This is a genomic window from Roseovarius maritimus, assembly GCF_043355895.2.
In the GTDB taxonomy this organism is placed as follows: Bacteria; Pseudomonadota; Alphaproteobacteria; order Rhodobacterales; family Rhodobacteraceae; genus Roseovarius; species Roseovarius maritimus.
In genome coordinates this window covers 1-18,189 of record NZ_JBHFPF020000008.1, presented here as the reverse complement: position 1 = coordinate 18,189, position 18,189 = coordinate 1, and the positions used below count along the sequence as shown (strand labels likewise).

Here is an 18,189-nt window from a genome sequence, read left to right as displayed (position 1 = left end):
GTCAAAGATCGAAAATCTTGCCGGGGTTCATGATACCGCCCGGATCAAGCGCGCGCTTGATCCGGCGCATCACGTCCAGCGCGGGCCCGTGTTCGGCGTCCAGATAGGCCTTCTTGCCGAGGCCGACCCCATGCTCGCCCGTGCAGGTGCCGCCCATTGCGAGGGCCATCCTGATCAGGCTGCCGTTGATATGCTGCGCCTCGCGAACCTCATCCGCATCGGCCGGATCATAGAGCAGCACCAGATGGAAGTTGCCATCGCCGACATGCCCGACCAGCGGCGCGATGATCGAGGTGGTGGCGATCACTTCCATGATGCCGCTGATGCAGGCGGGCAACTGCGAGACGGGCACGCAGACATCCGTGGAAATCCCCTTGATGCCGGGCCGTAGCGCGCGCGCGGCATAAAGCGCGTCGTGCCGGATGCGCCAGAGCCTGGACGCGGCCTCGACCGTCTCGGCCTTGTCAAAGCGCACAGCGCCCTCGGCCAGATCGCGCAGGACCGCCATGTCATGGGTGACGGCCGCCTCAGATCCGGTCAACTCGATCCAAAGTGTGGGATGTTCGGGCAGATCAGTGCCGGAATAGGCGTTGATCGCGCGCATCTGCACGGTATCGGCCAGCTCGATCCGATTCAGGCACAGGCCGCATTGCAAGGCGGCGACGACCGTTTCGGTCGCCTCCTCGATGCTGGCAAAGCTGCACATCGCGCTTTGCGCCGCCTCGGGAATGCCGAAAAGGCGCAAGGTCAGCTCGGTGATGATGCCAAGCGTGCCTTCGGACCCGATCATCAGCCGCGTCAGGTCATACCCGGCCGAGGATTTGCGCGCCCGCCCGCCGGTCTTGATGATCTGCCCGTCCGGCATGACCACAGTCAGCCCCAGTACCAGATCGCGCATGGAGCCATAGCGCACGGTCGTCGTGCCCGACGCGCGCGTCGCGGCCATGCCGCCGAGCGTTGCATGCGCGCCCAGATCAACGGGAAAGAAGAGGCCGGTGTCGCGCAGATGCTCGTTCAGCGCCTGCCGGGTGACGCCGCAGGCAACGCTGCAATCCATATCCTCGGGGTGGACTGCGATGATCCGGTCCATGCCTGACAGGTCAATGCTGATCCCGCCGCGCGGCGCATGGATCTGGCCCTCGATCGAGGATCCGGCCCCGAAGGGGATGACCGGCACGCCGTGCGTGTGGGCGGCGCGCAGCACGTCCGCCACATCCTGGGTCGACTGCGCCATCACCACCGCATCGGGCCATTGGGGAGGCAGATGCGACTCGCCGCTCCCGTGGTGCTCGCGCGCGGCATCGGAGGTCAGCAAGCGGTCCCCGAACCGGGGGCGCAAATCCTCCAGAGCGGCGGCGATGCTGTCGGTCACGGCGGGGCTATCCATCGGATGTGTTGACCTCGGGATCGGATGTGGCTGCGGGCCGCCGTTCAGGGCGGCCCGCAATGCTGAAATTCTGCCCGATCAGGCGTTGAACCACCAGCGCTCGCCGCAGCGGTTGCCGTCCAGGTCCCAGTCACCCGAGATCTCTTCGGGCGTGCCTACCTTGGACGCCTTGGCATCGAGGAAGTCGGCCCAGACCGGGGCGATCAGTCCGCCCTCATCCGACAGGATGCGCTGACATTCGCCATAGAGCTCGCTGCGTTTGGCATCGTCCTTTTCCGAGCGAGCGGCGATCAGCGCGGTGTTGAAGGCCTCGTTATCCCAGTTGGTCGCATTGTAGCCGCCCAGTGCCTCGCGCGAATAGGCAAGGCTCAGCATCAGATCTTCGTTGGCACGGCCGGACCAGCGCGAGGCAAAGAACGGCTTCTTGCCCCAGATGTTCGACCAATAGCCATCCTCGGGCTCACGCGCGACATTGATGGTGATGCCCGCCTGCGCCGCGTGCTCGGCAAAAAGCTGCGCGGCCTCGACGGCGCCGGTAAAGGGCGTGTTGGAGGCGTGCAGTGTCGTCGTCAGACCCTCGGCGCCCGCCTCCTTCAGCAGGGCCTTGGCCTGCTCGGGGTCATAGCTGTGCTGGGGCAGATCGGGATTGTGATAGCGATAGGCGTTCGAAATCGGCTGGTCATTGGCGATCGAGCCGTAGCCGTTGAGAATTTTGTCGACCATGTCCTGACGGTCGATCGCCAGTTTCATCGCCTTGCGCACGCGCACGTCCGAGAAAAGCGGATCGGTTGTGTACATGCTGAAACAGTAATGCACCTTGCCCTGCGTCTGGACCAGATCGACCCCCGGCATGACCGCCATCAGATTGGCCGTTGTCGGATCGACCGAATTCATCACGTCGATCTGCCCCGTTTGCAGCGCGGTCGTGCGCGCGTTTACGTCCCGAATTGCCAGCATTTCGATGCTGTCGAAATGCGCGCGGTCCGATTTCCAGTAATTGGGGTTCTTGCGGACGACGGATTTGATCCCCGGCTCGTAAGTTTCGAGAATATATCCGCCGGTGCCGATGCCTGCGTCGAAATTCATGTCGTCCTTGGGCACGATGACCATGGTGGTCAGCGCCAGAACCGGCGGGAAGCCTGCATTCGGCTCGTTCAGGGTGATCGTCACCTCATCGGGGGCGGTGGCCTGAACGTCCTTGATCACGGCGACCAGCGATTTGGTCTGGCTGATCGTGTCCTCGCCGCGGTGCAGGTTGATCGAGAAAACCACGTCATCGGCATCCATCGTCTTGCCGTTGTGAAACTCGACCCCTTGGCGCAGCTTGAACACCCAGACCGTCAGATCGTCATTCGACTCCCAGCTGGTTGCCAGCTCGGGCACCAATACGCCGCCGGCGCCGATCTCGATCAGGTTGTTGCGCAGCTGCCATTGCAGGTTCTGCATGAATTTCGTCTCGTTCACCTGCGGATCCAGGGTCTCGCCCGAGTCGAAGCTGCCGATCCCGAGGCGCAGCGTCCCGCCGGGCTGCGGCGTCGCTGCGTGCAACGGCTGGCCCGAAAGGCCCAGAACGGCCGCGCCGCCCATGGCGCCCGCGCCCAGCAACAGACTTCTCCTGTTCATCGAAAATGTCATTTTATGATACCCCTGTGATCTGTCGTTACTGGTAATCGCCGGTTGAGAGGGCGGCGGATTACGTGCTATTATGTCTATTGTTAATAGAATAGGTTGACCCTTAATCGCGTTACAAATGAGAATTGCGCGGACACTCTTTAGAATTGCTAAACGTGGCTCGTTCAAAACCATGCTGTAGGTAGGCTATGCAATCCACCCTTCCCCCAATGCGTGCGCTTCAGGCCTTCGAGAGTTTTGGACGCTTGGGCTCGGTCACTGCGGCCGCCAAGGAGCTGGGCGTGACACCCGGCGCGATCAGCCAGCAGATCAAGATCCTCGAAACGCAGCTCAAGATGCCCTTGATCATGAAGGACGGACGGCGCGCGTCATTGGCTCCTGCCGCGCGATCGTATCATGAGTTGCTCTCGGCGGGCTTTGCCAAGCTGAAGCAGGCGCAAGGACTTCTGTCGGAACGAATTGCCGATCGTGATGTGAGTATCTCGGGGCTGCCGACCCTACTGCTCAAATGGCTCAATCCGCGCCTCCACCGCTTTGAAGCGGCGTTCGGGTCGGCCTCCTTTCGGCTTGAGGCCACCCATGTGGAGCCCGAGCCGCAATTTCTGAACCACATGTTCCGCCTGACATATGGTGCGGCGTCCGAGGTGCATCCGCACCGGCGGGCGCTCTTTCATGATGTCTGCTTTCCAGTATGCGCCCCCGAGTTTCTGGCCCGCCACCCCGAGGCGTCGAACCCTGCATCGCTGGGATCGCTACCGTGGATCGATATCGACTGGGGGCCGGGTTACGCCAGCGTGCCGCGCCTTGGAGATTGGCTTGCCGCGCAAGGTCAGCTGAGCCCCGCGCACAAACCCGTTTCGATCCATTCGCTTTCAAGTTCCGCACTCGAGGCCGTGGCGAGCGGGCAGGGCGTCGCTCTCGCGCAGCACTCTTTCGCGTCGATGGATCTCAAGCTGGGGCGGCTGGTCCGTTTGTCCGACGAGTCCATTCCGATGCCCGAGCCCTATCACATCTGCTGGTCGCCCATGCTGCTGGAAAACGACGTGTCGCGCAGGTTCCTCAACTGGATCCTAGCTGAGGCGCGGTCTGACCAGGGCATTGCGCTGCTGGCCACGGGACAGGAAAACTAAACAATCATCCTGTAGAACGGCATTTAATTCTGCCATGTCTTCAATATAGATCGGATAGTCCCAGCCAAACTAAGGTCAGTCAGGAGTCCAGGCATGTTTTTGAAGAACGCATGGTATGTCGCCGCGTGGAGCGACGAGATCAAAGGCGAGTTGCAGCAGGTCAAGGTGCTGGGCGAGAAGATATGCATGTTCCGCAACAGCCAGGGCGAAGTCATCGCGATGGAGGATGCCTGCCCGCATCGCAAGCTGCCGCTGTCAAAGGGCCGGATCAAGGACGACAACGTTGAATGCGGCTATCACGGGCTGACCTTCGATTGCGCGGGCCAATGCGTCTGGGCGCCCGGCGGCGGGCGCATCCCCTCGGCGGCGCGCGTGCGGCCGTATCCCGTGCACGAAAAATACGGGCTGGTCTGGATCTGGATGGGCAACGCGGCCATCGCGGACGCCGAGGATATCATTGACATCCCGAATTTCGACAATCCCGAGTGGGGCATCAACCGCGGCGCGGCGATGGAGCTGAACTGCAACTACCTTCTGATGTGCGACAACCTGCTTGATCCCACGCATGTGGCTTGGGTGCATGAAACCTCGTTCGCCGCCGCGGCGACCAAGGACACGCCGTTGCGCGTGACCAAGACGGACACGGGCGTCATCGTGCATCGCTGGATGATGGATCACGAGCCTGCGCCCTTCTACAAGAAGGTGATTGAGTTCGAAGGCAATTGCGACCGACTTCAGCACTACGAAGTGCGTTATCCAAGCCACGCCCTGATCCGCGCGGTTTTCACGCCCGCCGGAACCGGCGGTGTAGATGGCACGCTGCATGAAAACACGTTTGTCATGGACAGCTATAACTTCATGACGCCGACGACCGAGACGGAAACGCGCTATTACTGGTTCCAGCTGCGCAACATCCGGCCGGATGACGAAGAGCTGTCCAAGATGATGAGCGAGGATGTGCGCGGTGCATTCGAGGAGGATCGCGCGGTTCTGGATCAGGTGCAGATCGGCATGACCGAGAAAACCTCGCCACATATCGACCTGCACATCGATGCGGGCCAGCTGCGGTTCCGCCGGCAGCTGGAGGCGATGATCGCCGAAGAGGCGATGGTCGACGCCAAGATGAGCCAGTAAGATGGCTGATCGATTCCGCAGCTTTCGCGTCGCTGACAAGCGCCGCGAGAGTGATATCATCACGTCCTTTCATCTGGTGCCCGCCGATGGCGCGCCGCTCTGGCCGGTGCGGCCCGGCCAGTATCTGACGCTGCGCATGCCCGATGCGGAGGCGGCGGCAGGTGCGCCGGTGCTCAAGACCTATTCGGTGTCGAATGATGTGGCCGAGACTGGCCACCACCGGATCACGGTCAAGCGTGAGGCCGGACAGAGCGGCGCGCCAGACGGTCTCGGATCGTGCTGGCTGCATGACAGGATCGAGCCGGGCGACGAGATCGCTATCGCCGCCCCGCGCGGCAGTTTCGTTCTGGACGAGGCCAGCCAGCGCCCCGTTCTGCTGCTTTCGGGCGGTGTCGGGCTGACGCCGCTGGTGTCGATGCTGCACAGCCTGAAGGATAGCGGACGGGACGTCTATTTCATCCACGCCTGCGAGAATGGCGCGGTCCATGCGCTGCGCGATGAGGTCGAGGCGCTGAAGGGGGGCAATATCCGCGCCCTCTTTGTCTACCGCAGCCCAAGCGAGGCGGATCGCAGCGCCGCGCGCCATCACGCCGAGGGCGTGATCGACAAGGCGTTTCTGCAAGATCATGTCCCGATCGGCGATTACGAGGCCTATATGTGCGGCCCCGCCCCGTTCATGGCGGCGATGTATCAGCTGTTGCAAGAGCTGGGCCTGCCAAAGGACCGGATCGCCTACGAGTTCTTTGGCAAGGCCATGTCGCTCGACCAGATGAGTGCCGCGCCCACCGATGCGCCGTCTCGGGCGGCGTCGAACGCGGCCGCGTCCATCCGCTCGCTGACCTTCCTGACCAATCCCGATGCATGGGCCAGCGATGATACCACCGTCGAGGTGGCCCCGAAGGCTGCGCCTGATGCGGCGCTGGGTGATGTGACGTTCCGCAAATCCGGCAAGGCCGCAACATGGGATGGCACCTCGTCATCCTTGCTGGAGTTGGCCGAGGCTGCGGGCCTCACCCCTGAATTCAGTTGTCGCGCCGGTATCTGCAATACGTGCAAATGCGCGCTTGTATCGGGCGAGGTCGAATATTTCGAGGATCCGCTGAACCCGCCCGCGCCGGGCGAGGTGCTGATCTGCTGCGCCCGCCCCAAGGGGGCCGTGGTGCTGGATATCTAGGGCATGCTGCGCGCGGATTGCTCCAGCAGGGCATCGAGTGCTACGCCGGAGAGTTCCGGGCAAATGACGCACAGATGATCGCCGGGCGCGACAATAGCGCCCGCGCGCTGAATGGCGACAACGCCCGAGACAGGCGCGATGAGGTCAATGGCCGCAACGTCCAGACGATGCAGATCGCGCAGGCGGGCAATGGCCTGGCCTGCGCTGACCGCCTCGCCCATCTGCACCAGGGGCTCGGCAAGCGCGTGGTGATCCGATGTGACAGGCGCCGAGGCTGCGCCAAGGTCCAGAAACCGCGTTTGCGGCGCCGGTTTGGCGCCCAGACGCGTCGCTGCCGCCGCGCTCACAATGCCGGCGTCATTCAGTACGCGCAAAACGCCCTGCCAACCGGCCTCGAGCGCGCGCTGCGATACCTTGCCCTCGCCGCCCAGCTCGCAGGACAGCATCGCGCAGCCCGCCGCGTGGGCGGCCCCGTCGAAATCGCCGGGCGTGTCGCCCGGCGGCACGACCATCGCGAAGGGCAGGCCCATCGCCGTCGCCATGGCGCGGGTCTGCGCATCGCGCGCCGCGTCGCCCGAAAGGCAAAGATAGGCGGCGTCCAGATAGGCTGTGCCGGTCCCGCCTGAATGCAAGTCGATGGCGACATCGGCCAGCGGCATAAGCTGCGTCGCGACAAACCCGGCAATCTCTCGCGTGGGGGTGGCATGGGCCTCGCCGGGAAAAGACCGGTTCAGGTTGCCGCCATCCAGCGGTGATGTCCGGCTGATAGCCTCGACCGCAGGCATGTTGAGCGCAGGCGCCAGGATGACGCGGCCCGCCAGATCACCCGGCTCGAGCCGCTCGAAGAGGCGGCGCGCGATGATCTGCCCCTCGTATTCGTCGCCGTGGTTGCCGCCGCAGATCAGGGCCGTGGGGCCGTCCCCTCCGCGTATAACGCCAAGCGGCGCGCGGATCGTGGAAAAGGCATGGCGGTTGCCCGAATGCGTCAGGCCGAACTGGCCTGCCCGCTTGCCCGGGGCATCCAGATCGAGCGAGGACGATACGGTGCCGAACGCGAGACCCATCATGGCTCGCCTTGCCCGTTTGCGCCGCGTGCGGCCAGAAGCCGGGTCAGCCAGTCGGGATCCATTTCGGGCACCGATGACAAAAGAAGCTCGGTGTAATCGGCGTGGGGCGGCGTGAAGATCTCGTCCTTCGTGCCCTGCTCGACGATGACGCCGTTTTGCATCACCACGACGGTGTCGGCAATGGACCGCACTGTCGCCAGATCATGTGTGATGAACATGTAGGTCAGATTCATCTCGCGTTGCAGTCGGTCCAGAAGGCGCAGGATGCCCTCGGCCACCAACTGATCGAGGGCCGATGTGACCTCGTCGCAGATGATGAATTCCGGCTCGGCCGCCAGAGCGCGGGCGATGCAGACACGCTGTTTCTGGCCGCCCGACAGCTCGGAAGGCAGGCGGTCGATGAACTCGTCCGGGTCCAGTTCGATCAGGGTCAAAAGCTCGCGCGTACGTGCCTCCTTGGCCGCGCCCTTGAGCCCGAGAAAGAAGTCCAGCGGCCGGCCGATCACCTCGCGGATGCGCTGCTTCGGGTTTAACGCGGTGTCGGCCATCTGGTGGATCATCTGCACATGGCGCTGCAGATCGGGTGTGCGGTTTTTGCTGGAGGCGGGTAGGGGCGTGCCGTCGAATTTGATCGCCCCCTGCCATGGCGGCAGAAGGCCCATCACGACGCGCGCGAGGGTGGATTTGCCGGACCCGCTTTCGCCAACAATCGCGACGGTCGATCCGCGTGTGATCGTCAGGTCGATATCCTTCAGCACCGTTGCGGCGCCATAGCCTGCTGTGACCTGCGCGATTTCCAGCAGCGGCGCGATGCCTGCCTCCTGCGGGGGCATCGGATCGCGGCGAAACGCGCGGACCGCCCAGAGGGATTTGGTATAATCCTCCTGCGGGTCGGCCAGCATGTCGCGGGCGGGCGCATCCTCGACCTCCTCGCCGCGCAAGAGCACCTTGATCCGGTCGGCCATCTGCGCGACGACCGCCAGATCATGGGTGATGTAGATCGCGGCGGTGTTGTATTCGTGCACGATGTCGCGGATCGCGGCCAGCACCTCGATCTGTGTGGTCACGTCCAGCGCCGTCGTGGGCTCGTCAAAGACAATCAGATCGGGGCGGCAGGACATCGCCATCGCCGTCATCGCGCGCTGGAGCTGCCCGCCCGATACCTGATGCGGATAGCGAAAGCCGATCTGGTCGGGGTCCGGCAGGCGGATCTTGCGATACAGCTCCACCGCATCGCGCTGAGCTTCGGCGCGGCTCATCACGCCATGTTTGACCGGGCCTTCGCAATATTGATCGATCAGCTTGTAGGCCGGGTTGAAGGCGGCCGCCGCAGACTGCGCGACATAGGCAATCCGTTTGCCGCGCAGCTTCCGCAGCGCGCCTTGCGGTGCCCCCACAAGTTCCTGCCCGTCGAATGTGATCGAGCCGCCGCTGATCCGGCACCCGCCCTTGGTATAGCCCATGGCGGCAAGGCCCAGTGTCGATTTGCCCGCGCCGCTCTCACCGATGAGGCCCAGGATCTCGCCGCGTCTCAGCGACAGATCGACACCCTTGATGATGGGCTTCCACGCCCTGTCCGAGCGGCCCTCGATGCGGATATCGGTCATCTCCAGCAGCAGATTGCTCATGCGTTACTCCTTGAGTCCCGAGGACATGTGCAGCACCCAATCGACGATCAGGTTGACGCCGATGGTCAAGAGCGCGATGGCGCCCGCGGGTAGCAGCGGTGCAAGACCGAAGGTGGCCGATTGCCAGGTCGAGAAATTGGCGAAGCCGATCAGCTTGGCGCTTTCGCGCACCATCCCGCCCCAATCGGCCGTGGGTGGCTGAATCCCGAGGCCGAGGAATGACAGCGCCGAGATGAACAGAAAGACAAAGCAGAAGCGCAGGCCGAATTCCGCGATTAACGGCGCGGCGGCGTTGGGCAGCACCTCCTTGCGGATCAACCACGGCAGGCCTTCGCCACGCATTCGCGCCACCTCGATATAGTCCATCGTCAGGATACCTTGCGCCACGGCGCGCGACAGGCGGTATACGCGCGTACTGTCCAGTACCGCGATGACGAGGATCAGCGACAGAACCGACGTTCCGGTTATCGTCAGGATCAGCAGCGCAAAAATCAATGGGGGTATCGCCATCAGCACGTCGACAACGCGCGCGCTAAAGGAGTCGAACCAACCGCCGATGGTGGCTGCCAGAAGGCCGATGGTGGCGCCCAGCAGGAACGCCAGTGCTGTCGTGGCCAGTGCGATGCCCACCGTGTTGCGTGCGCCGTAGATCAGCCGCGAGAGCACATCGCGCCCCAGCGCATCGGTGCCAAGATAATGCGGCGCGACCCATGGCTGATATTGCGCGCCGACGGATGCCGCCTCGGGGTAGGGGGCCAACACGGGCGCGCCGATGGCAAGGATAGCGTAGAGACCGACGATGAAAATGCCGATCCAGGCGGAAACGGGCGCGCCGCGCAGTGTGTATAGCATCTCGTTCACGGCGCTACCTCGGGTGCAGAAGGCGGGGATTGGCGATGATCGACAGGATATCCGCCGCGAGATTCAGCAGTATGTAAGTCGCCGCAAAGATCAGGCAGGCGGCCTGCACCACGGTCACGTCGCGGTTCGATACCGCATCGACCAGGATCTGCCCGAGGCCGGGATAGACGAACACCACCTCGACCAGCACCACGCCGACGATCAGATAGGCCAGGTTCAGCGCGATGACGTTGATGATCGGCGCCAACGCATTGGGCAGCGCATGGACCGCGATCACGCGCCAGCGCTTCATCCCCTTCAGATGCGCCATCTCGATATAAGGCAGCGCCAGAAGGTTCAGGATCGCCGCACGCGTCATGCGCATCATGTATGCCAGTACGATCAGCGTCAGCGTCATTGCTGGCAGAAATGTCAGGTAAAGCCGCTCACCCAGACCCATATTCGGATCGACATTGGCAAGGCTGGGAAACCAGCCTAGCGCGACCGAGAAGATCAGGATCAGGATATAGGCAATGAAGAATTCGGGAAACGATATCGCTGCCAAGGTCGAGCTGGACAGCATCCGGTCGAAGATCGATCCGTTGTAGAGTGCGGCCAGCATGCCCGACATCACGGCAATCGGTACTGCGATCGCGGCGGCATAGCCGGCAAGGAAAAAGGTGTTGGCCGCGCGCTGGCCGATCAGCTCGGAGATCGGGCGCTGGTTGGCGAGGCTGATGCCGAAATCGCCCGTGACCGCGCCGCCCAGCCATGACAGGTAGCGTGCGGGCAGCGACCGGTTCAGGTCATATTTCTCGCGGAATGCGTTCAGGCTTTCTTCGGTCGCGGCCTGGCCCAGAACCTCGGTTGCGATGTCGCCGGGCAGCATCTCGATCGCGCCGAAGATAATGATGGTTACGACGAATAGGGTCAGGCAACCAACCAGCAGTCTTTTCATGATGATCGACAGGATCGTTCGCATCTACACCACTTTTTGTCCAAATAATCGCCTTTATGTCTAGATAATATATTGCAAAACCTGATGCGTATAGGCTGACGAGCGCAGGCTGACACCGCCATCGTTTAGAATATCTACAGGCTCGTACAGGCAGGCTTGGTACAGAATGCGATATAGACTATAAGGCATTTGATGCAGTGTTATCCGAAGGCCCGCCTGATGAACGCCACCTATAAGGACGTCAAATCCGACATCCTCGCCAAGATCACCAAGGGTCATTGGCAGCCCGGGAGCCTTATCCCGAACGAGATCGAACTGGCCGAGACCTATGGCTGCGCCCGTGCCACGGTGAACCGCGCGATGCGCGAGTTGGCCGATGACGGCCTGATCGAGCGACGGCGCAAGGCCGGGACCCGCGTGCGGGCCAGCCCGATCCGGCAGGCACGTTTCGATATCCCCATCGTGCGCCGCGAGATCGAGGACAAGGGCGCGGCCTACCGCTATGCGCTGGCGGCGCGCAGTGTCGAGGCCGCACCCGATTGGCTCCGTGCCCGGCTCCGGCTGGCGGAAGGCACGCGGGCGCTGCACCTCATCTGCATGCATTACGCGGATGGCGATCCCTACCAGCACGAGGACCGCTGGATCAGCCTGGAGGCCTTGCCGCAGGCCGAAGAGGCGGATTTCAGCGAGACCGGGCCGAATGAATGGCTGGTGGCGACGATCCCCTTTTCGAATGCCGAGATCAGTTTTTCCGCCGCCTTGGCCGATGCCCGGCTGGCCGAGTATCTGGGCAGCCGGGAGGGCGATCCGCTGTTCGTGGTGGAGCGGGCAACGTGGTTCGAGGGCCGGGCGATCACTCATGTCAGGCTGTCCTATCGGCCCGGCCACCGCATGACGACGCGCTACTGAACGTGCTCCGGCCAGCAGGGTGGCCGGAGCGAGGGGGTCACTTGAGGATACCCGGCAGGTTCAGCCCGTTCTCGCGCGCGCAGTCCAGCGCCTCGTCATAGCCTGCATCGGCGTGACGCATGACGCCGGTCGCCGGATCGTTCCAGAGGACACGGGCGATGCGGCGGTCTGCATCCTCGGAGCCGTCGCAGCAGATCACCATGCCGGAATGCTGCGAAAAGCCCATGCCGACGCCGCCGCCATGGTGCAGCGACACCCAGGTTGCACCCGACGCTGTATTGAGAAGCGCATTCAGCAGCGGCCAGTCGGAGACCGCGTCCGAGCCGTCCTTCATCGCCTCCGTCTCGCGGTTGGGCGAGGCGACCGAGCCACTATCGAGGTGATCGCGGCCGATCACGATGGGCGCGCTCAGCTCGCCGCTCCGGACCATCTCGTTGAAGGCGAGTCCCAGCTTGTGCCGCACGCCGAGGCCGACCCAGCAGATGCGCGCGGGCAGGCCCTGAAAGCTGATCCGCTCGCGCGCCATGTCCAGCCAGTTGTGCAGATGGGTGTCCTCCGAGAGGATCTCCTTCACCTTGGCGTCGGTCTTGTAGATATCTTGGGGGTCGCCAGAGAGCGCGGCCCAGCGGAACGGACCGATGCCCCGGCAGAAAAGGGGGCGGATATAGGCGGGCACAAATCCGGGGAAGGCAAAGGCGTTTTCAAGGCCCTCCTCCAGCGCGACCTGCCGGATGTTGTTGCCGTAATCCAGCGTCGGAACGCCCGCGTTCCAGAAATCGACCATCGCGGCGACATGCACCTTCATGCTGGCGCGGGCGGCCTTCTCGACCGCCTTGGGATCGCTCTCGCGTTTCTCGCGCCACTGGGCCATGGTCCAGCCTTGCGGCAGGTAGCCGTTGACCGGGTCATGCGCGCTGGTCTGGTCGGTGACGATATCGGGATGCACGCCCCGCTTGACCAGCTCGGGGAAGACATCGGCGGCATTGCCCAGAAGGCCGACGGATTTCGCCTCGCCCGCCTTGGTCCATCGCTCGATCATCTCGAGCGCTTCGTCCAGCGTCTCGGCCCGCTCGTCCACATAGCGCGTGCGCAGGCGGAAATCGATGCTGTCGGGGTTGCACTCGACCGCAAGGCAGCACGCGCCGGCCATCACGGCGGCCAGAGGCTGTGCGCCGCCCATCCCGCCCAGACCGCCCGTGAGGATCCACTTGCCGGTCAGATCGCCATTGTAATGCTGGCGGCCCGCCTCCTGAAACGTCTCGTAGGTGCCCTGCACGATGCCCTGAGACCCGATGTAGATCCAGGATCCGGCGGTCATCTGGCCGTACATCGCCAGACCCTTCTTATCGAGTTCGTTGAAATGGTCCCAGGTGGCCCAATGCGGCACCAGATTGCTGTTGGCGATCAACACGCGCGGCGCGTCCTTGTGCGTCTGGAAGACGCCTACGGGTTTGCCCGATTGCACCAGCAGGGTCTGGTCCTCTTCAAGGTCCTTGAGGCTGGCGACGATCGTGTCGAAATCCTCCCATGTGCGCGCGGCGCGCCCGATGCCACCATAGACGACCAGCTCATGCGGGTTCTCGGCCACGTCGGGATGCAGGTTGTTCATCAGCATGCGCATCGGGGCTTCGGTCATCCAGCTTTTGGCCGTGATCTCGCTGCCGGTCGCGGGATAGATGTCGCGGGTGTTCTTGCGGGGATTACTCATGAGGTGTCTCCGGGGGTCTATTTCAACATGGGATCAGAAGGTGAATGAAAGGGGCGCATTCAGGCGCCCAGCTTCGGCATCGGGGTGCCTGCCGCCTCGATGATGGCGCCCGTGGCGATCATCTGCGCCGCGCGCTCCAGATCGGGGGCCATGTAGCGGTCATCGCCCAGCGTGGCGACCTCTTCGCGCACCCGCGCGACGACGCGGGCCAGCGCCGCGCTGGTGGTCAAGGGCGCGCGGAAATCGACGCCCTGGGACGCGCAAAGGAGTTCAACCCCGAGGATGCGGGTGAGGTTGTCCAACATCGGCATCAGGCGCCGCGCGCCATGGGCGGCCATGCTGACATGGTCTTCCTGATTGGCGGAGGTGGGCGTGCTGTCGGTGACGCAAGGGTTGGCCAGATGCTTGTTCTCGCTCATCAACGCGGCGGTCGTCACCTCGGCGATCATGTAGCCCGAGTTGAGGCCGGGGCGCGGCGTCAGGAAGGCGGGCAGATCATGGCTGAGCACCGGATCGACGATCAGCGCGACGCGGCGCTGGGCGATGGCGCCGATCTCGGCCACGGCCAGCGCGATCATGTCGGCGGCAAAGCCGACCGGCTCGGCGTGGAAATTCCCGCCCGAGACGATCAGGTCCGCCTCGGTCAGAACAAGGGGATTGTCAGTTGCAGCATTCGCCTCGATTTCCAGCGTGCGCGCCGCCTGGCGCAGAACGTCCATTGCGGCGCCGGTCACCTGCGGCTGGCAGCGGATGCAGTAGGGATCCTGCACGCGCGCGTCGCCGTCCACATGGCTCTCGCGGATTTCCGAACCGCTGAGCAGCGCGCGCATCGTCTCGCCTGCCTCGATCTGGCCGCGATGGCCGCGAAGCTGGTGAATTTCGGGCTGCAAGGGGGCGGTCGATCCCATGATCGCATCCGTCGAGAGCGCGGATGTGACCAGCGCCGAATGCGCCGCGCGCCATGCGCCGAAAAGGCCGCCCAGCGCGAAAGCGGTCGAGAATTGCGTGCCATTGATCAGCGCGAGACCCTCTTTGGGGCCCAGCTCGATCGGGCTGAGGCCCGCGGCCTCCAATGCCTTGCCGCCCGCCATCACCTTGCCGCCGTATTCTGCCTCGCCATGGCCCATCATGACGGCCGCCATATGCGCCAGCGGGGCCAGATCGCCCGACGCCCCGACCGAGCCCTGGGCCGGGATCTGGGGCGTCACGCCCTTCTCCAGCATCGCCTCGATCAGATGCGTCAGCTCAAGCCGCACACCCGATGCCCCGCGCCCAAGGCTGAGAAGTTTGAGCGCCATCAGCAATCGGGCCATCCGGCGCGGAATGGCGGGGCCGACGCCGCAGCAATGGGAGAGGATGAGGTTGCGCTGCAGCGTGGCCGTATCCTCGGACGCGATCTTGACGGAAGCCAGCTTGCCAAAGCCGGTATTGACGCCGTAGACGGCATCGGACCCAGCAACGGCGCGCGCGATGCGGGCGTGGGCACGCTCGATATCCGGGTGGCACGCGGAATCGAGGCGCACGGCGCATTCGTCCCAATAGATCTGCGCCAGATGATCCAGCGTCACGGCGCCGGGCGTCAGGGTAAGCGTGGTCACGAAGTGCCTCCGAAGATGCGGGAATGAAGCGGGTTGAACCCGATGCGATAGCTCAGCTCGGCCGGTGTCTTGACGTCCCAGACGGCCAGATCGGCGCGCATGCCCTTGGTGAGGGTGCCGCAATCCTCCAGCCCCAGCGCGGCGGCGGCATTCCGCGTTGCGCCGCTCAGCGCCTCTTCGGGGGTCATGCGGAAGAGTGTGCAGGCCATGTTCATCGTCAGGAGAAGCGACGTCAGCGGCGACGAGCCGGGGTTGTTGTCCGTCGCCAGCGCCATCGGCACGCCTGCGTTGCGCAACGCTTCGATGGGTGGGGCCTGGGTCTCGCGGATCGTATAGAAGGCGCCGGGCAGGATCACGGCGACGGTGCCGGCCTTGGCCAGCGCGGCGACGCCCGCATCGTCCAGATATTCGATGTGATCGGCCGAGATGGCGCCATGCTCTGCCGCCATGATCGCACCCCCGAGGTTCGACAGCTGCTCGGCATGGATCTTGACCGGCAGGCCCAGCTCTTTTGCCACGTCAAAGACGCGCGACACTTGGCTGGGCGAGAACGCGATGCCCTCGCAGAACGCGTCAACCGCGTCCACCAGCCCTTCGCCGTGCGCCTTGCGCAGGGTGGGGATGCAGACCTCGTCTATATAGGCGTCGGGGCGGCCGTCATATTCGGCGGGCACCGCATGCGCGCCGAGGAACGTGGTGCAGACCCGCACCGGGCGCTCCTCGCCAATGCGGCGCGCGGCGCGCAGCATCCGCAGCTCGGTCTCGGTATCGAGGCCATAGCCAGACTTGATTTCCAGCGTGCAGACGCCTTCGGCGAGCAGCGCATCGACGCGGGGCAGGGCATCCGCCACCATCCGGTCCACATCCGACGCGCGGGTTGCCGTCACGGTCGAGACGATGCCGCCCCCGGCGCGCGCGACTTCCTCGTAGCTGGCGCCGTTGAGGCGCATCTCGAACTCGCCCGCGCGGTCGCCGCCATGCACCACATGGGTATGGCAGTCGATCAGCCCCGGCGTGACCAGGCGGCCCCCAAGGCTGTGTCCGGCCAGGCTGTCATACTGGGTCGGCAGATCCCCGCGCGGCCCGACCCAGGCGATTCGCGCGTCCTGGGCGACAATCGCTGCATCCTGGATCAGGCCATAAGCGTCGCCCCCCGTCACCATGGTTGCGGCTGTGAAATCGACGTAAAGGGTGCTGCTATCTGTCATAAACTGTCCGAAATGGCTGAGGTTTCGCTTTGCCAGCGGCGGGTGAATCTATTTATGTCTATACATAAACTTTCGAAAGGCAGTCAAATGATTTTCGCAAATCAGGCTCTCATCGCGTGTGGCTGGGCCAGCAATGTCAGGCTGGTGGTGGAGGGCGGGAAGATCACCGGTATCGAAGAGGGCGCTGCGGTCCGATCCGGTGATGCACGCGTTGACACGCTTCTTCCGGCGCTGGCCAACTTGCGCAGTCACAGTCACAGTCACAGTCACAGTCACAGTCACAGTCACAGTCACAGTCACAGTCACAGTCACAGTCACAGCTTTCAGCGGGCGATGGCGGGGATGACCGAATACCGCATGGCCGGTAAGGACAGTTTCTGGACATGGCGCGATCTTATGTATCGCTTTACCGCGCATCTCGGCCACGAACAGATCGAGGCAATCGCCGCCTTCGTTTTCCTTGAACGCAGGAGGCGAGATATGCATCGGTGGGCGAATTCCACTACATTCACCACCAGCCGGGTGGCGCGCCCTACGCCGATCTGGGCGAGCTCTCGGCGCGCATCGCCGCTGCCGCGGGGCAGAAGGGCATCGGCCTGACGCATCTGCCGGTCCTTTATACCTATGGCGGCGCGGGCAAGGCACCGCTGCAGGCGGGGCAGGCGCGGTTTGGCAATGATGTGGACCGTTTTTGGCGACCTGGTAGCGCGGGCGTCACGCGGTGGCAGGGCTGCCCGGCGATTGCCGCGTCGGCATTGCGCCCCGTGGACTGACTGCTGGCGAATGCCGATGTCACGCTTGATTGGTGCCTGATCCACGCCACCCACATGAGCGATACCAAAACACGGGCAATGGCCACCCCGGGGCAGTCGTGGGCCAGCTGGCCGATCTGGTGGCGATCGACAGCTCGGACACCGCGCTGATGGTCTGATCTTTGCCGCGACGACCGGGTCGTGACCGATGTCCGGTCCCACGGCCGCCACATGGTCAAGGGCGGCAGGGATGTCGCGCGCGCGCAAATCGTCGCGCGCTACCGTGCCGCAACGCAAAGCGTGATGGCCGCGCTCCGATCCAGATACCGCAAGGATATCTCGAGCAGAGCGTCCCCCTCGGCCATCACCATATCCGCAGGCTCGGACAAAAAGGCGGTATCCGCGACCGACAGCGCGTTGCCCGCGATCCGCGGGCGACCCTGCAGGACGTGAATCACCAGGAGCCCGGCAAGCGGCGGACCCGCATCCAGCGTGGCCGCGCCGCGCCTCAGCCGGACCGCGCCGTCACAATAGGCTGGATCGAACATCAGATTGAGATCGGTGAGCGGCCCCTCCAACAGACGCGCCGTCACCGGCAGGCCGCCATCGAACGCGACCGGCTCGAACAGGGCGGCGCGCAAGGTGCCACCCGGATGCACCAGGTCCATCCCCGCGCCAGAGACGACGGTCAGAATGCGCCGCAATCCGGCGAAATTCGAGAATGGCCCATCGTCCGCCACGTCCGCCCGGCTCAGACGCCAGGCCGCGCCCGAGGCTGTCCGCCCCTCCGCAATGTTGCGGGTGATGCCGCCGCCGTTCCTCCACGGCACCTCCACCAGATCGGCGCCCTTCAAAAGTTGCATGGTATGCCTTCCCCCAATCCAAAGTGACGCCAGATGCTTGACGGGGCCAGTCACGCTTTCTACAAAGTGGTGACACTCTATATGTCTATACATAAATTAAGTGAGATCCGCAATGAGAACACTCGCCGCCGTGGCCCTTGAGGCCGGAAAACCCATGGAAATCATGGAAGTGAACCTCGATGGCCCGAAGAAGGGCGAGGT

General features: G+C 63.9%; 17 protein-coding genes. 7 read left to right on the top strand and 10 right to left on the bottom strand.

The features are described 5' to 3' along the window. Position 1: 1 nt before the first annotated feature. Both ACEWPM_RS14165 and ACEWPM_RS14160 read right to left on the bottom strand, forming a co-directional pair. The gene (locus ACEWPM_RS14165; protein WP_393963913.1) at positions 2 to 1,372 is read right to left on the bottom strand and encodes an FAD-binding oxidoreductase; all 1,371 of its coding nucleotides are present in this window, start codon (positions 1,370 to 1,372) and stop codon (positions 2 to 4) included. A gap of 93 nt (positions 1,373 to 1,465) precedes the next feature. Further along, entirely contained in the window at positions 1,466 to 3,010 is a 1,545-nt protein-coding gene (locus ACEWPM_RS14160) for an ABC transporter substrate-binding protein (protein WP_393963914.1), read from the bottom strand. A gap of 197 nt (positions 3,011 to 3,207) precedes the next feature. Here ACEWPM_RS14160 and ACEWPM_RS14155 point away from each other — a divergent pair, with 197 nt between their 5' ends. The 3 genes from ACEWPM_RS14155 (at position 3,208) to ACEWPM_RS14145 (ending at position 6,457) form a co-directional block, all read left to right on the top strand. Further along, entirely contained in the window at positions 3,208 to 4,149 is a 942-nt protein-coding gene (locus ACEWPM_RS14155) for a LysR substrate-binding domain-containing protein (protein WP_393963915.1), read from the top strand. Between the two features lie 93 nt (positions 4,150 to 4,242). Beyond that, entirely contained in the window at positions 4,243 to 5,283 is a 1,041-nt protein-coding gene (locus ACEWPM_RS14150) for an aromatic ring-hydroxylating dioxygenase subunit alpha (RefSeq protein WP_393963916.1), read from the top strand. Between the two features lies 1 nt (position 5,284). Next, entirely contained in the window at positions 5,285 to 6,457 is a 1,173-nt protein-coding gene (locus ACEWPM_RS14145; protein ID WP_393963917.1) for a 2Fe-2S iron-sulfur cluster-binding protein, read from the top strand. Here ACEWPM_RS14145 and ACEWPM_RS14140 read toward each other — a convergent pair. From ACEWPM_RS14140 to ACEWPM_RS14125, 4 genes are read right to left on the bottom strand one after another with little or no spacing between them, the layout of a single operon-like run. Beyond that, complete coding sequence (locus ACEWPM_RS14140) at positions 6,454 to 7,524, bottom strand: succinylglutamate desuccinylase/aspartoacylase domain-containing protein (RefSeq protein WP_393963918.1); 1,071 nt, start codon at positions 7,522 to 7,524, stop codon at positions 6,454 to 6,456. The two genes, ACEWPM_RS14145 and ACEWPM_RS14140, sit on opposite strands and share 4 nt — an antisense overlap. Beyond that, positions 7,521 to 9,152 carry an ABC transporter ATP-binding protein gene (locus ACEWPM_RS14135; RefSeq protein ID WP_393963919.1) on the bottom strand — a complete coding sequence of 544 codons (1,632 nt, stop codon included), beginning with the start codon at positions 9,150 to 9,152 and terminating at the stop codon, positions 7,521 to 7,523. Before ACEWPM_RS14135 ends, ACEWPM_RS14140 begins: the two co-directional genes overlap by 4 nt. A gap of 3 nt (positions 9,153 to 9,155) precedes the next feature. Continuing rightward, on the bottom strand, positions 9,156 to 10,004 hold the full coding sequence (locus ACEWPM_RS14130; protein ID WP_393963929.1) for an ABC transporter permease: 849 nt from the start codon (positions 10,002 to 10,004) through the stop codon (positions 9,156 to 9,158). A gap of 13 nt (positions 10,005 to 10,017) precedes the next feature. Continuing rightward, the gene (locus tag ACEWPM_RS14125; protein WP_393963920.1) at positions 10,018 to 10,974 is read right to left on the bottom strand and encodes an ABC transporter permease; all 957 of its coding nucleotides are present in this window, start codon (positions 10,972 to 10,974) and stop codon (positions 10,018 to 10,020) included. A 195-nt stretch (positions 10,975 to 11,169) separates the two neighbouring features. On the opposite strand from ACEWPM_RS14125, the gene ACEWPM_RS14120 reads away from it, so the two are divergent. Next, entirely contained in the window at positions 11,170 to 11,859 is a 690-nt protein-coding gene (locus tag ACEWPM_RS14120; RefSeq protein ID WP_393963921.1) for a UTRA domain-containing protein, read from the top strand. Positions 11,860 to 11,896: 37 nt separating this feature from the next. Here the strand turns inward: ACEWPM_RS14120 and hutU are convergent, their stop codons facing one another. From hutU to hutI, 3 genes are read right to left on the bottom strand one after another with little or no spacing between them, the layout of a single operon-like run. Next, a complete protein-coding gene (gene hutU, locus ACEWPM_RS14115) occupies positions 11,897 to 13,567 on the bottom strand; it encodes a urocanate hydratase (RefSeq protein ID WP_393963922.1) in 1,671 nt (556 codons plus the stop codon). A gap of 59 nt (positions 13,568 to 13,626) precedes the next feature. Further along, positions 13,627 to 15,165 (bottom strand): histidine ammonia-lyase, encoded by a 1,539-nt coding sequence (gene hutH / locus ACEWPM_RS14110; RefSeq protein WP_393963923.1) that lies wholly within the window; start codon positions 15,163 to 15,165, stop codon positions 13,627 to 13,629. Then, the gene (gene hutI, locus ACEWPM_RS14105; protein ID WP_393963924.1) at positions 15,162 to 16,373 is read right to left on the bottom strand and encodes an imidazolonepropionase; all 1,212 of its coding nucleotides are present in this window, start codon (positions 16,371 to 16,373) and stop codon (positions 15,162 to 15,164) included. The genes hutH and hutI overlap by 4 nt, the downstream gene beginning before the upstream one ends. A gap of 12 nt (positions 16,374 to 16,385) precedes the next feature. Between hutI and ACEWPM_RS14100 the strand changes: the two genes are divergently transcribed. The 3 genes from ACEWPM_RS14100 to ACEWPM_RS14090 are packed head-to-tail and all read left to right on the top strand — an operon-like array spanning position 16,386 to position 17,304. Continuing rightward, positions 16,386 to 16,973, top strand: a complete 588-nt coding sequence (locus tag ACEWPM_RS14100; RefSeq protein WP_420768025.1) for an amidohydrolase family protein — start codon at positions 16,386 to 16,388, stop codon at positions 16,971 to 16,973. After that, complete coding sequence (locus ACEWPM_RS14095; RefSeq protein WP_393963930.1) at positions 16,862 to 17,146, top strand: hypothetical protein; 285 nt, start codon at positions 16,862 to 16,864, stop codon at positions 17,144 to 17,146. Before ACEWPM_RS14100 ends, ACEWPM_RS14095 begins: the two co-directional genes overlap by 112 nt. Positions 17,147 to 17,178: 32 nt before the next feature. After that, complete coding sequence (locus ACEWPM_RS14090) at positions 17,179 to 17,304, top strand: hypothetical protein (protein WP_393963926.1); 126 nt, start codon at positions 17,179 to 17,181, stop codon at positions 17,302 to 17,304. A gap of 99 nt (positions 17,305 to 17,403) precedes the next feature. On the opposite strand, the gene ACEWPM_RS14085 is transcribed toward ACEWPM_RS14090, so the two are convergent. Next, positions 17,404 to 17,988, bottom strand: coding sequence for a HutD/Ves family protein (locus ACEWPM_RS14085; RefSeq protein ID WP_393963927.1), 585 nt, complete (start codon positions 17,986 to 17,988; stop codon positions 17,404 to 17,406). Positions 17,989 to 18,189 lie beyond the last annotated feature (201 nt).